This is a genomic window from Pedobacter sp. KACC 23697, from assembly GCF_045348445.1.
In the GTDB taxonomy this organism is placed as follows: Bacteria; Bacteroidota; Bacteroidia; order Sphingobacteriales; family Sphingobacteriaceae; genus Pedobacter.
In genome coordinates this window covers 609,305-623,461 of sequence record NZ_CP157485.1, presented here as the reverse complement: position 1 = coordinate 623,461, position 14,157 = coordinate 609,305, and the positions used below count along the sequence as shown (strand labels likewise).

The window sequence follows — 14,157 nt, the reverse complement described above, 5'->3', positions numbered from 1 at the left end:
AACCATTCACTCATTCTAGTACTCAATCACTATATTAGCACGGGAACAAGGATTCGAACCCTGATCAAAGGTTTTGGAGACCTCTATTCTACCGTTGAACTATTCCCGTGTGTTAAAAAAAGAGCTAGCCTAAACCAGCTCTTTTTGTATTGTTGCAGCTTAAAATTAAGCTAAGATTTCAGTTACCTGACCAGCACCTACTGTTCTACCACCTTCACGGATAGCGAAACGCAGACCTTTTTCCATTGCAATCGCGTTAATTAATTTAACAGTGATTGTAACGTTATCACCTGGCATAACCATTTCAGTTCCTTCAGCTAGTGAGATCTCACCAGTTACGTCTGTGGTACGGAAATAGAATTGAGGACGATATTTGTTGAAGAATGGAGTGTGACGACCACCTTCTGCTTTTGATAATACATAGATCTCAGCTTTGAAATCAGTGTGAGGAGTTACTGAACCTGGTTTACAGATTACCATACCACGACGGATATCAGTTTTCTCAATACCACGTAATAATAAACCTACGTTATCACCAGCCTCACCGTAATCTAAGATTTTACGGAACATCTCAACACCAGTTACTGTAGATTTTAAGTTCTCAGCACCCATACCTAAGATCTCAACCGGATCTCCAGAGTTGATTACACCACGCTCAATACGACCGGTAGCAACAGTACCACGACCAGTGATTGAGAATACGTCTTCAACAGGCATTAAGAAAGGAAGATCAGTTAAACGTGGAGGAATTGGAATGTAGCTATCTACAGCATCCATTAATTCCATGATTTTACCAACCCATTTAGCATCTCCGTTTAATCCACCTAGTGCAGAACCTTGGATTACAGGAATATCATCACCTGGGAATTCGTAGAATGATAATAATTCACGAACTTCCATTTCTACTAATTCTAATAATTCAGGATCATCAACCATATCCACTTTATTCATGAATACAACTAATGAAGGTACACCAACCTGACGAGCCAATAGGATGTGCTCGCGAGTTTGTGGCATTGGACCATCAGTAGCAGCAACAACGATAATTGCACCGTCCATCTGAGCAGCACCAGTAACCATGTTTTTCACGTAATCCGCGTGACCTGGACAGTCAACGTGTGCATAGTGACGGTTAGCTGTTGAATACTCAACGTGAGCTGTATTGATTGTAATACCTCTTTCTTTTTCCTCTGGAGCAGAGTCAATTGAATCGAATGAACGTGCCTCAGTTAAACCAGCATCAGCCAAAACTTTTGTAATAGCTGCTGTTAAAGTTGTTTTACCGTGATCGACGTGACCGATTGTACCGATGTTTAAGTGCGGTTTACTGCGGTCAAATTTTTCTTTTGCCATTTTATTTATAACTAATTAGTAGGTTAACTTTTTATTATTTTTTTATTTATTGTTATTTCAACACAAAAAACCTTGTCTACTCTGCCTATTAAACAGATTTAACAAAGCTTTAGTATACCTGAGCCAACTATGGGAATTGAACCCACGACCTCTTCCTTACCAAGGAAGTGCTCTACCGCTGAGCTAAGTCGGCTTTTTAGTTTCCAGTTCCAGCCTTTGGTTTTAACTATATTAAAACTGTTACCGACAACTGCCCACTTTCTAATTTTATTGGAGCGGAAGACGAGGTTCGAACTCGCGACCTATAGCTTGGAAGGCTATCGCTCTACCAACTGAGCTACTTCCGCTTTTAAAAACCAGTGATTGATTGAATGAAAGAATGAGAGAATTATTCTATCATTAAAACATTTGGTCATTCATTTAAAGTGTGGGGAGAGAAGGATTCGAACCTTCGAAATCTTGCGATAACAGAGTTACAGTCTGTCCCATTTGGCCGCTCTGGAATCTCCCCATCTTTTACTTTAAAATGCTAACACTTTAAAATAAAAAGAGCCTCCTATCGGAATCGAACCAATGACCTACTGATTACAAGTCAGTTGCTCTACCAGCTGAGCTAAGGAGGCTTTAAATTTTCTGCAATGATACGAAAAATCTTCATTTTTCATACTATTAACGTGTTTTTTTAAAACTTTTATCTTTTCACAGAACTAACCTTTTCTTCCCGGCCTAACGCCCTTTCCGAAAGGGAATGCAAATATACACACTTATATTTCACTTCAAAATAAATTTGAAAAAAAATAACGAAGTTCTTTTAGTTAATGTACATCATCTGCCTCAAGAGGCTTAATAATCAATCTCTTAAAATTGAATATTTTTTTCATTTTTTTATACCCAATTTCCTCCAGAACAGGATTACCATCTGTAAACACGATAATAAACAGAAAACAACAAACGTATTAATCTCAATAAAAATTAAAATTTATGTGGCAAGATGGTTTTTTCGCGAAGAACTGCTTAGAAAATTAAAATTGGTTTATAAAAATTATACGAATAGCTTCCGATTTATTTAAATTATTTGAAGAAACTAATATAATGAAGCCGTCATCTCTACTGATGTGCAGCGAAAGGAGAGATCTAAATGAAAAGTATACTTACGATAGACCTCTCGGCTACCTTACACTCCGCTCGAGATGATGCCGCCGAAGGGAATTATCTTTTCAATTTTTATCTGTTGACGGTACCTGGAAAGTTATCACCAAAAATAAAAAGAGCGGTACATTAAACTGCACCGCTATTTTATATTTATGATGGAGTAATTACTAATAATCAGTGGCTTCGATTTCATTTAAAATTGCCTTATGCTCACTTAATTTTACCCTTGTTTTATCTTTATGCTTTGTAATCTGCTTCCTTAACGATTCGATGGCCAGGTCTGTGGCCTCTTCAAATGATTTACATTGTTCTTTAGCGAAGAGGGTACCTCCCGGTACAATGAGTTTTATCTCACTGATTTTATTTGCCTCGTCCTCTACGTTCTCTAACTTTAAATACACTTCTCCGCTAATGATCTGGTCAAAAAACTGATCAAGCTTATTTGCTTTTTTTTGTATAAAATCTAACAACTTACTATCTGCATTGAAGTGGATTGATTGAACTCCGATTTTCATTTTTCCTCCTTTTTTTATGCCTTTGGATGGGCTTGTTTATAAATTGTTTTTAATCTTTCGATCGAATTATGCGTATAAACCTGGGTGGCTGCCAAACTGGCGTGGCCCAAGAGTTCTTTGATTGCATTTAGATCTGCTCCTGCATTTAACAGGCTGGTGGCATAGCTATGCCGCAAAACGTGGGGGCTTTTCTTTTCATTGGTTGATATGTGGTTTAGGTATGAGGTAACTATACGGTATATTAATTTCGGATACGCCGCTGCACCTGTATTGGTAACGATTAATATTAGTAAATTGTTATTAAAGTTTTGCAACTTTTTTAACTCAATATAGGTATTTACCTGATTAATAAGCTGTTTATTTATCGGTATAATCCTTTCTTTGTTCCTTTTGCCCAATACCCTTATCGTTCCAGAGTAACAATCAATATCAGTATCTTTTAATTGCAATAGTTCCGTTAAACGTATACCTGTTCCAAAAAGCAGTTCGATAACCAAATGATCGCGAATGGAAGGGAAACTTTCATCAAAATAATGCTGCGAATCCAGCAAAAGATCCATTTTTTGCGCATTTACAAATACCGGTAGCCTTTTAGGTATTTTTGGTGCCTTAATTAAAACTGCGGGGTTTTGATCAATTTTTCCGGATCTATGTAAAAATTTGTAAAAGCTCCGTAAAGCAGAGATTTTTCTATTAATGGTATTTTCGGAATGTCCTTCCTCCATCAGTTCAACCAGGTAATTACGAAGTTGCTGATGTTTAACTTCGGTAAAATCCATTTCCAATGCCTGAATAAATACTTCAAACTGATTTAAATCCTTTTGATAAGCGGTAATGGTGTGCTGAGAATAGCGCTTCTCGTGAGTTAAATAGGTGATAAAACTTTTTTGCAACATTCAATAACGTTTTATGGGGCATTAATATGAAGTTACAAATAGTTTTGATATAAAGAAATCATTAACGAATTGTTTATGGTAAAGTTTTTGATTTCCCCTTAAAACAAAAAATCCTCCCGGTTTAACATCGGGAGGATTTTAATGTATTTATATCTTAAACAACTATGCAGTTGTATCTTGATTCATATTCTGAATGTAAACAGCATGTTTAATTTCAGTACGGCGAGCAACGGATTTTTTCTCGTATGCCTGGCGACTACGTAGTTCTCTCAATACACCAGTTTTTTCAAACTTTTTCTTGAAACGCTTTAGGGCTTTATCTAATGATTCGCCGTCTTTAATGTTGATAATGATCATAACGCTGAAATACCTCCTCTCGTGGTTTTTTTAAATTACCCCGTGTTATCGGGGATGCAAATGTAAGCAAAATATTGAAAATGAGAAAGATTTTATAAAAAGAAATATTATTTAATATCATTGATTAAACTAAACTATTGTTTACCTACATTTATATATACATTATATTTATGACAACAGGCAAAAAAGTAGGCTCAATTATCGCAGTGATAGTTGTTATTATACTAATAGCAATTTGCTATTACCGGTATTTCTTTGTATTTGGCGAAGGCGTTAAAGCAGGTGAATTAAACTATGTGGTAAAAAAAGGCTATGTATTTAAAACCTATGAAGGCAAATTAATTCAGAGTGGCATAAAATCGCGGCAAACCGGAACCTTGCAGAACAACGAATTCGAATTTTCTATTGCCAATCAGGAAATTGCTGAAAAAATGATGGCCAACAGTGGCAAGTTTTTCGAATTACACTACAAAGAATATAAACATACCCTACCATGGCGCGGATTTAGTGTTTACGTGGTCGATAGCATTTTAACTTCAAAAGATTTACCAGAATAGGTTTAGGGTTTAGGGTTTAGGGTTTAGGGTTTAGGGTTTAGGGTTTAGGGTTTAGGGTTTAGGGTTTAGGGTTTAGGGTTTAGGAGGAAATTATTATTTTGACGTTTAGTTTTAACCTTACACCATAAACCTTCCACCTCCTAATCTTTTTTAGGCACCTTCGCTCCTGCTTTTTTGGCTTCCGATAATCCGATGGCAATTGCCTGCTTTTTGGAAGTTACTTTTTTACCTGATCCGCTCTTAAGCTTACCTTCTTTCATTTCGTGCATGGTTTTTTCTACTTTCTCACCAGCTTTTGCTGAATATTTTGCCATTTTTTATAGTTATTAGTTAAGTGGTCATTTGTTCATTGGTAACTGCCAATCGCCAACTGAAAATTGTTAATTTATTTAGTCTTTAGTCTTTAGTCTTTAGTCTTTAGTCTTTAGTCTTTAGTCTTTAGTCTTTAGTCTTTAGTCTTTAGTGAGAACAGGGGACCAAGATCAACGGTTTTAAAATTTTAAATAAAAAATCCGGAGGTGGTTAAACCATCCGGATTATGCTCATATATTTGGTTTTTAGTAAGGTTGAAGGTGTAGGGTGTAAGGCATAGGGTGACCGACATTTGCCTTAAACCTTAAGCCTTTTACCTTCTACCCTTGCAATATTTCTCGGGCAATGACAATCTTTTGTATTTCTGACGTTCCCTCACCTATTGTACATAATTTACTATCGCGGTAAAATTTCTCTACCGGAAAATCTTTGGTATAACCATAGCCACCAAATATTTGAACCGCTTCGGTTGCTACTCTTACCGAAACCTCTGAAGCAAAATATTTTGCCATGGCTGACTCTTTTGTCATAGGCAAATGCCTGTTCTTTAAATCTGCTGCCTGGCGGATCAACAATTCGGCTGCTTCAATCTCTGTAGCCATATCAGCCAGTTTGAAACTTATGGCCTGGAAACTGGAGATGGGCTGTCCAAACTGCTGCCGCTGTTTTGAATAAGCCACCGCGGCGTCAAAAGCACCCTTTGCAATGCCTAAGGCCAATGCGGCAATAGAAATTCTTCCGCCATCCAAAACCTTCATGGCCTGTTTAAAACCTTCGCCAACATTGCCCAACAGATTGGCTTTTGGTACGCGGCAATTGTCAAAAATCATTTCTGTGGTTTCTGATGCCCGCATGCCGAGTTTATTTTCTTTTTTTCCCGCGGTAAAACCCGGTGTACCACGCTCTACCACAATGGCCGAAATCCCTTTCGAACTTCCCTGCTCCCCTGTCCTTACCATCACCACTGCGATATCGCCGCTTTTACCATGCGTAATCCAATTTTTTGCACCGTTTATAACGTAATCATCGCCATCTTCAACAGCCGTGGTCATCATTCTTAAAGCATCCGAGCCGGTATTGGCCTCGGTTAATCCCCAGGCACCGATCCATTCTGCTGTTGCCAGTTTAGGCAGCCATTTTTGTTTCTGTTCATCGCTGGCAAATGCCAGAATATGGCCCGTACATAAAGAGTTGTGTGCGGCTAATGATAAACCGATTGAACCACAAACCCGGGCCACTTCTACAATAATATCAACATATTCCTGATAGCCCAATCCTGAGCCACCGTATGCTTCGGGAACCAAAACGCCCATCAACCCCAATTCTCCGAGTTGTTTAAACAATTCTACAGGAAAATGCTGTGCTTCATCCCAATCCATGATATGTGGACGGATGTTTTTCTCTGCAAAATCGCGGACCATGGCCTTTACACTTTGCTGAGTTTCTGTTACTGAAAAATCGAAGCTTACGCTCATTAAAAATATATTTATAGTTAGTTGAGGCAAGTATAAACAATTATTTGATAGTTAGTTACCATTAAATATTCGTGCCGTTACAGAATGAAATGGTATTCGGTTCAATAAGTTTATCGGTTAATTTTAAACGTTGAAAATTAAGGAAGATTTTTTTTTATGTTTTTTACAACTTTAAACGACATGATGGCTCACGGGAAAAACTAATAGCACAAAGCGCAGAAACAATGTGCCTATGAAATACAGGCTTTGCTTTCCAAAAACAGATAAGTCTTTAATCTGGGTAGTTTTTTTAGGAAAGCAGGTTTGGAAGCATTTTAGGATCATGTAGTCCCACTGTCCGCTTTACTGCGTGCCCGCTTCCATTGGGTTTAAGTGGCCCGGCCGGTAATCATATTTGAGGTTGCAGGGTGCAGAAAATGTGGCTTTCGAGCCATTCGATAGTTTTACAGCACTGTTCTGTGTAGCTAAACCTGATCGCAGCGAACACGGAGTGCAACGGAGTAAAGCGAAGAGCAGGAAGAAACCTCCCTATGGAACACAGGCTTTGCTTTCCAAAAACAGATAAACCCTTAATCTGGGTATTTTTTTTAGGAAAGCAGGTTTGGAAGCATTTTAGGATCATGTAGTCCCACTGTCCGCTTTACTGCGTGCCCGCTTCCATTGGGTTTAAGTGGCCCGGCCGGTAATCATATTTGAGGGTGCAGAAAATGTGGCTTTCGAGCCATTCGATAGTTTTACAGCACTATTCTGTGTAGCTAAACCTGATCGCAGCGAACACGGAGTGTAATAGAGTAAAGCGAAGAGCAGGAAGAAACTTCCATATGGAACACAGGTTTTGCTTTCCGAAACCAAAAGATTAATATTCCTTTTAAAAAGAGATATAAGGCGTAATTTTATCTATCACTTCCTGGCTTAAAAGAACGATCTTTTTTAAATCTGCTACGCCGGTATAATTGCCATGCTGCCTGCGGTATTGAATAATGGCATTAATTTGTTTAAACGTAAGATAGGGATTACGCTTTAAATCGTTAAAAGTTGCTGTATTGATATTGATTGTTTTTAAAGGTACACTACCAATTTTAATCTGGTCTTTAATTTCCGCATACTTATCATCATCTAAACCATAAACTTCAAGAAGTTGTTCTTTTTTGTAAAAACCACCCAAGCGTTCACGGTATTTAATAATCCTCAGTGCAAAAGTCCCGCCGACACCTTTAATCTCATCTAATTGTGCAGAGTCTGCCATATTGATATCAACCATTAACGGAGCTTCCTTAACATATTCCTTTTTTTCATGAAGCGCATCATTTTTGGAAATTTTAACGGACTGATCCGGTACGTTGGCATAGGGTAATATCCTTTTATACATTTCTGGAGAAATGGTATACATTTTCTGAAGATCTTCAGGTTTATAAAATCTACCGCCTTTAGCGGTATAATTCACAATCGACTGTGCCTGTTTTGCCGACAGGCCTAAATTTTCCCAGCCTTCCTTATTTAAAGTATTGGGATCGAATTTAAAAAGCTTAACTGTTTTTTTTCGGATGAAAGCTTCAGTCCGATCGCGAACAGCATGATCAGACGACTGATCTTTTATACTAATCTGCTGAATTTGTGCTAAAAGATCAGGATCATCCTTTGAAACTGACTGGAAATGGCCGTATACAACCGGTATAGCCTTAATCACAATAATAATCAAGACGAGAAACAACAGCCCGTTGAATTCACTTTTGCTAACACCAAAATTTTTGTTGAACCAAATTCTCATTGATGCGATATGACATGTGGATTATAAATATAAATCTTATTTTTGGGATTGCAAAACAGAACAGGTTTTGCCTATCAACAATCTAAGAATTTATATGAAGATCATAACTACATCTGAGTTTGCGAAAGCAACAAAGATAGATAAGCTAGGTGTACCGGGTTTAGCAGGTTTGATGATGGAGATCATGAAACTGAACGATATTAACGATGTATTTGCTCAAAACCAACACTTTAAAGGCTTAGAATTTGTAGACAAGATATTAGAAACCATTGGCGTTTCTATAGAATTTGATGATGATGATTTAAATAGTATTCCTAAAACAGGTCCTTTTATTGCTATTGCAAACCACCCTTACGGTGGTGTAGAAGGCCTGGCCCTGGTTAAACTATTGTGTACGGTTAGGCCGGATGCCAAGGTAATGGTTAATTTTATTTTGAAAAAAATACCAAACCTGGATGAGTTTTTTGTGGCTGTAAATCCTTTCGAAAATGTGCAGCATTCTTCGAGCATCAGCGGATTAAAAACCACTTTTGACCTGCTTAGAAACGGAACACCGATTGGCATTTTCCCTGCAGGAGAGGTTTCTACCTTTAAATTAGATGCTCAGCAGGTAACCGACAGGATGTGGCATCCTGTAGTCGGAAAATTGATTGCTAAAGCTAAAGTTCCGGTTGTACCGATTTATTTCCATGGCAATAACGGTGTTTTCTTTAACATTCTCAGCTTTATACACCCTACCCTGCGTACAGCAAAACTACCATCTGAATTTTTAAATAAACATGGGCGCACCATTAAAGTCCGGATTGGTAAGCCAATAGCCGTATCTGAAATTTCGCACATGAACAGCAGCAATAAGCTGATGGACTTTTTGAGGGCCCGTACCTATGCACTTGGTATTGGTTTAGATATAGAAAAAAAGCTCTTTAACCCATTAAACTTATTTAAGATTAAAAAGAAACCTGCTGAGGTAATTGAAGAAACTTCGAGGCTATTAATTAAAAATGAGGTTGCGGTTCTGGAAGATTTCAGGGTTTGGACAGAGAAAAATTATGAGGTATACATTGTCCCAACCTTAAAAATTCCTAATATTTTAAGGGAAATTGGTCGTTTGCGCGAAATCACTTTCCGTGAAGTTGGCGAGGGTACCAATAAAAAAATCGACCTCGACAATTACGACATCTACTATAATCATTTGTTTATATGGGATAAAGATTTAGAAAATATTGTAGGCGCTTACCGGATTGGAAAAGGTGATGAGATTTTAGAGAGCATGGGGCGCCGTGGCTTTTACCTTTCTGAACTCTTTAAAATGAAAGATCAGTTCTACCCTATGCTCAGGCAGGGTATAGAATTGGGCAGATCGTGGATCAGAAAAGAATACCAGGGCAAACCCCTACCACTGTTCTTATTGTGGAAAGGAATTTTAAAATACCTGATCGATAACCCACAGTACCGCTATATGTTTGGTCCGGTAAGTATCAGCAATAATTTTTCTAAATTCAGCAAGGCTTTAATTGTGGATTATATTACCAAAAACCATTTCGATTACGAAATGGCAAAATACGTTAAACCGAGAAACAAATTTAAAGCCGATTTATTGCCTATTTCTACTGATACCCTGGTTGATAGCAGCGAATCTTTTAAGGATCTGGACAGCATTATCGGAGACATTGAAAACACGCATATTAAAATTCCGGTATTGTTAAGGCAGTACATGAACCTGAATGCAAAGATCATCTCGTTCAATATCGACCCTAAGTTTTCTGATTGTTTAGATGGTTTCCTGGTGGTTGATACACACAGTATTCCACCAGAAATTTTGGAAAAACTTGGCAAGAACCTATAATTTAAGCCATAAAAAAACCCAGACATCCATCTGGGTTTTTTATTATCAACTAACCTAAACTTTATAAATACTAACCAAATATTTATGCCACAAAAGTAGATCAGCCATGTTAAATTGATATTAATGAAATGTTATTTGTAGAATTTATTAATTTATCGGGCAGAATTGCCAGCAACTGTATTTCCTAATGCAAAAAACTCCAGTTTTTGAAAAACAGCACGACGTGTTAACAGGATGTTAAATAGCGGGAATGCTATTTACATAAAGAAATTGTTGATTTTATGTTAATTATAGGTAAATTTAATATAACCAAATATGGCACGGTTTGAAAAAGAGAATTTACATCTATGTTTTAAGGACTATTTTGTTTGCTGGCCTGATGATAAACGCCATCAGCTCAAAGGGACAACAATTTGCTTTCGATTTTTATGATGGTAGCTTTAATTTCAGTGTCGATTCCACAATGGTTTTTCCCATACCTCAAACGGCAACAACGTCGGCTGTTTCAAACTTTTATCATCAAATCTCTTCCGGACGGTATGCTCCCCTTATCTCATCTTTAGAAACGTACCAGAAAAAACATCATTTAAACGACTGGATCTATTATCAGCTGATCCGCAAAACAGCCGAACAGATTAGTCCGAAAGCCAAAAACTATTTGGCCTATACTTTATATAAATGGTTTTTATTGAGTAAATGTGGCTACGATGCAAGGTTGGCGGTAGGCAATGATCAGGTCATCTTTTATGTCAGAAATCAAGAGGATATCAGCGATATTCCATTTTTTATGATTGACGGGCAAAAGTTTACGTGCCTGAACTACCATGATTACGGCAAACTATTTAAACAGGCCGATGCTTACAAACCGGTAAAGATATTGATACCAGAAGCAAAAAATCCGTTCTCTTATAAAGTGACAAGAATGCCCGATTTTAAGCCCGACAGTTACGAAGAAAAGGATATTGAGTTTAGCTACCGACAGAAAATACATCATTTTAAACTTAAAGTTAATCCCGATGTTCAGGCCATTTTTAAAAACTATCCGGTAGTAGATTTTGAGAGTTATTTTAATATTCCGTTGAGCAGAGAAACCTATGGTTCTCTTATTCCCACGCTGAAAGAAAATCTAAAATATATGGATCAGAAAAAAGGCGTTGATTACCTGATGAGATTTACCCGTTATGGTTTCCTATATGAAGATGACAATGAAAACTTTGGGAAGGAAAAACGTTTCTCTCCGGAACAAACATTACTCAGTACATATAGTGATTGTGATGACCGGGCTGCATTATTTTTTTACCTGGTAAAAGAAATATACAACCTTCCGATGATTGCATTGCTATATCCCAAACATTTAACTATAGCCGTACAGTTAGATAAACCCATTGGTGAAGCGGTTAATTATAAGGGTAAGCAATATTCTTATTGTGAACCTACACCACAGGCACAAAACTTAAAAATAGGGCAAATTGCCGACAACCTTAAAAACCTGAAGTATGAGGTGGTATATGCTTATGAGCCTGGCAAAAAATAAGACATTGATTAAATTAAAGTTAATTTAATATTAATATAATATTATCATATCGATAACAAGTGTATTAACACTTTATTTGCCGTATTTTTAAAGGCTAAAGCAAAATAACCACATGGCCGCCATTATATATAGTGTTATCAAAGAATTCTTTATCGAAATTCACGGTCATCCGGTTAAGGCCAGGATCCTATCGCCGATTAATGATGATAAATCCTTTACCTTTCAGGTAAATTTGCACTTTAGAAATACCAGCGAACAGGAGGCCAATATACCCGCTTCAACATTTACCTCATATGCCAATGCCGAACGCCATTTGCTGGGCTACCTCGAAGCTTTTCAAAACACGTTGGATTTAGGTGGTGATGTAGCACCAGGCGTTAATTTTTAAAATTTTAAGGATATATTGAGCAGTTCTGCAATCATATGCTCTGCATCAAACTTCGTCTCACCCTGTTGATCGGCCCGGCAACTAACACCATAAACTCAACGCTGATTAATTAAACTAGCTAGACTTTGATTGGTAAAATTATCCGATCTGATAAATAATAGCAATACTTTTATGTTAACGAGGAAGCTTTTCGTTAACATAATCATAATACTAACTTAACTTTCTGTTTTTCTACCTTTGTAAAAACCCATAAATTTAAATGAAAAAGAATAAATCCAAGTCGAAAAATCATTCGGCCAATAAACAGCTACGTAAAGAATTAGAATCCAAATTGACCTTTGCCTTTAACGAACTGATTAATCAATATGGCAAAGCCAAAAAAACGGATAAAATAATAGAGAAGTTTGCAAAACAACTTGCCAAAAAGGTAACTGTCTCTGCTGTAGATAATTCTATTGCACCTTTTATTAAGGAGGAAGAACAATCTGCAACAGTAGTTACCAAAAGAAAATCAGCTAAAGCAACATCCAATAAAGTGATAATGAAAGAAGAGGAAGCTGCAGGCTAGAACTTGCATAATTTCAATTGTAGTATAGTAAAAAGTAGTGCAATTAATCGTACTGCTTTTTACTCTAATATGCTTTTATTAATTAAACATACCAGTTTGATGGGACTATTCCCAAGAACACCCTATTCTACAACAAAAAGGGCATCCATCATTACGATGAACGCCCTTTTTATTCCATTATATAGCCAGGATAATACTATAAATTAGCTAATAAATCTACGCCATCTACAGTTGCCCATTTTCCTTTTGTTAAAGAAGCACCTGTTGCAGTAGTTGAAGTAGTCCAGTTGGTACCGAAACTAGCTGCATTAACATTGACAGTAGATACACCATTAATAAACAAGATAGGAGTATTGGTAACCTTAACATTAGTTAATTTAATTTTACCGGTTAATACCTGATCATTATAAGTTACCAAATCACGGATTTGAACGGCACCACCATTAAAAGAAGTTGGCGTAGTCTGGCTGCCATATCCATCAATTACAATATTACTATAATCACCATTTCCTTGTGCTTTAAACTGAAAGGCATCTAACTGGATTTCACTTTGTGCTTCAGTAGTTGTACCAGCCGCCCTTTTCAAGGTGATATTTTTTACTACAGGCCAAAACGCATTATTTACACCTTTCGCTTCTATTTCCATACCATAATTACCCACACCAGTTTGATAAGCATACCAGTTGGTGTTGTCTTGACCTCTCCATCCATCTTGCCAATCGAAAGAGTCATCAGCATTACCATAAGATATTAAGTTTTTAGCACTTACAGTACCACCATAAAATTCGAAGCCATCGTCATTTCCTTTATAAGAAACTAGATTTTCCAAAACTGTTCCACTACCTACTGAATAGAAAGAGAAACCATTTTGTTCTTTAGAGTTGGTAGTGATTACACGACCTGCATATTCTACCCTAACATATTTTAATGAACCACCGTTGTGAGTAGCATTAGTGCCACCGTAAGATAAATTTAAACCATCTTCTGAAAATGCAGTTTGTGTTACTGTAGCAGTTGATGAATTTACGATTGGCGCATCACCATACATAATGATACCATTCCAAGAACCACCTACTTTTGATTTTTCAGTTAAAACAATTGGATTATCTGCGGTACCGTTAGCGATTAATTTACCACCATTTAATACTACTAAACCATCATCACCATCAGATTTATCTGCTGTAAAAGTAGAACCAGCTTCGATGGTTAAAGTAACACCCGACTGGATTTTAACGATACCTTTTAAAGTATAATTACCAAAAGCCAATGTTCTGTTAGCTGTAATATCACCTGTAATTTCACCTACTACCGGAACTTTTGTAGGAATTTCATCATCCTCATCTTTTGAACAGCCAGTAAAAATTGTAGCTGATACAGCAATTGCATAAAGTAATTTTTTCATTTTAACTCTTTTTTAATTTTCCTTTGAATTGTAA

The 14,157-nt window shown here is 37.0% G+C and carries 13 protein-coding genes and 5 tRNA genes; 5 read left to right on the top strand and 13 right to left on the bottom strand.

Going from position 1 to position 14,157, the window contains the following annotated elements; genetic code table 11:
- Positions 1 to 38 precede the first annotated feature (38 nt).
- From ABEG20_RS02510 to rpsU, 9 genes are all read right to left on the bottom strand, one after another.
- Positions 39 to 109 (bottom strand) — tRNA-Trp (locus tag ABEG20_RS02510).
- Between the two features lie 56 nt (positions 110 to 165).
- Positions 166 to 1,353 carry an elongation factor Tu gene (gene tuf, locus ABEG20_RS02505; protein ID WP_010601091.1) on the bottom strand — a complete coding sequence of 396 codons (1,188 nt, stop codon included), beginning with the start codon at positions 1,351 to 1,353 and terminating at the stop codon, positions 166 to 168.
- A gap of 121 nt (positions 1,354 to 1,474) precedes the next feature.
- Positions 1,475 to 1,546, bottom strand: a tRNA-Thr gene (locus ABEG20_RS02500).
- A gap of 78 nt (positions 1,547 to 1,624) precedes the next feature.
- Positions 1,625 to 1,700, bottom strand: a tRNA-Gly gene (locus ABEG20_RS02495).
- Positions 1,701 to 1,781: 81 nt separating this feature from the next.
- A tRNA-Tyr gene (locus tag ABEG20_RS02490) sits at positions 1,782 to 1,864 on the bottom strand.
- Between the two features lie 39 nt (positions 1,865 to 1,903).
- Positions 1,904 to 1,976: transfer RNA gene (locus ABEG20_RS02485), tRNA-Thr, on the bottom strand.
- A 696-nt stretch (positions 1,977 to 2,672) separates the two neighbouring features.
- Positions 2,673 to 3,020: a ribosome hibernation-promoting factor, HPF/YfiA family gene (hpf, locus tag ABEG20_RS02480; RefSeq protein ID WP_406825829.1), complete on the bottom strand. Its 348-nt coding sequence runs from the start codon at positions 3,018 to 3,020 to the stop codon at positions 2,673 to 2,675.
- 14 nt (positions 3,021 to 3,034) lie between these two features.
- A complete protein-coding gene (locus ABEG20_RS02475) occupies positions 3,035 to 3,916 on the bottom strand; it encodes a tyrosine-type recombinase/integrase (RefSeq protein ID WP_406825828.1) in 882 nt (293 codons plus the stop codon).
- Positions 3,917 to 4,078: 162 nt separating this feature from the next.
- Positions 4,079 to 4,273, bottom strand: coding sequence for a 30S ribosomal protein S21 (gene rpsU, locus ABEG20_RS02470; protein WP_086549247.1), 195 nt, complete (start codon positions 4,271 to 4,273; stop codon positions 4,079 to 4,081).
- A 170-nt stretch (positions 4,274 to 4,443) separates the two neighbouring features.
- Between rpsU and ABEG20_RS02465 the strand changes: the two genes are divergently transcribed.
- The gene (locus ABEG20_RS02465) at positions 4,444 to 4,830 is read left to right on the top strand and encodes a hypothetical protein (protein ID WP_406825827.1); all 387 of its coding nucleotides are present in this window, start codon (positions 4,444 to 4,446) and stop codon (positions 4,828 to 4,830) included.
- 140 nt (positions 4,831 to 4,970) lie between these two features.
- On the opposite strand, the gene ABEG20_RS02460 is transcribed toward ABEG20_RS02465, so the two are convergent.
- The 3 genes from ABEG20_RS02460 to ABEG20_RS02450 form a co-directional block, all read right to left on the bottom strand.
- Complete coding sequence (locus ABEG20_RS02460) at positions 4,971 to 5,144, bottom strand: DUF6496 domain-containing protein (protein WP_406825826.1); 174 nt, start codon at positions 5,142 to 5,144, stop codon at positions 4,971 to 4,973.
- Positions 5,145 to 5,462: 318 nt separating this feature from the next.
- Positions 5,463 to 6,617, bottom strand: a complete 1,155-nt coding sequence (locus ABEG20_RS02455; protein WP_406825825.1) for an acyl-CoA dehydrogenase family protein — start codon at positions 6,615 to 6,617, stop codon at positions 5,463 to 5,465.
- An 868-nt stretch (positions 6,618 to 7,485) separates the two neighbouring features.
- Positions 7,486 to 8,385: a ComEA family DNA-binding protein gene (locus tag ABEG20_RS02450; protein ID WP_406825824.1), complete on the bottom strand. Its 900-nt coding sequence runs from the start codon at positions 8,383 to 8,385 to the stop codon at positions 7,486 to 7,488.
- Between the two features lie 94 nt (positions 8,386 to 8,479).
- Here ABEG20_RS02450 and ABEG20_RS02445 point away from each other — a divergent pair, with 94 nt between their 5' ends.
- The 4 genes from ABEG20_RS02445 to ABEG20_RS02430 all read left to right on the top strand — a co-directional run bounded on the left by ABEG20_RS02445 (position 8,480) and on the right by ABEG20_RS02430 (position 12,721).
- Positions 8,480 to 10,231, top strand: a complete 1,752-nt coding sequence (locus ABEG20_RS02445; protein WP_406825823.1) for a lysophospholipid acyltransferase family protein — start codon at positions 8,480 to 8,482, stop codon at positions 10,229 to 10,231.
- Positions 10,232 to 10,556: 325 nt separating this feature from the next.
- On the top strand, positions 10,557 to 11,765 hold the full coding sequence (locus tag ABEG20_RS02440; RefSeq protein WP_406825822.1) for a hypothetical protein: 1,209 nt from the start codon (positions 10,557 to 10,559) through the stop codon (positions 11,763 to 11,765).
- Positions 11,766 to 11,877: 112 nt separating this feature from the next.
- Positions 11,878 to 12,153: a hypothetical protein gene (locus ABEG20_RS02435; RefSeq protein ID WP_406825821.1), complete on the top strand. Its 276-nt coding sequence runs from the start codon at positions 11,878 to 11,880 to the stop codon at positions 12,151 to 12,153.
- A gap of 259 nt (positions 12,154 to 12,412) precedes the next feature.
- Positions 12,413 to 12,721: a hypothetical protein gene (locus ABEG20_RS02430; protein WP_406825820.1), complete on the top strand. Its 309-nt coding sequence runs from the start codon at positions 12,413 to 12,415 to the stop codon at positions 12,719 to 12,721.
- A gap of 196 nt (positions 12,722 to 12,917) precedes the next feature.
- Here the strand turns inward: ABEG20_RS02430 and ABEG20_RS02425 are convergent, their stop codons facing one another.
- Positions 12,918 to 14,123 (bottom strand): hypothetical protein, encoded by a 1,206-nt coding sequence (locus tag ABEG20_RS02425; RefSeq protein WP_406825819.1) that lies wholly within the window; start codon positions 14,121 to 14,123, stop codon positions 12,918 to 12,920.
- Positions 14,124 to 14,157 lie beyond the last annotated feature (34 nt).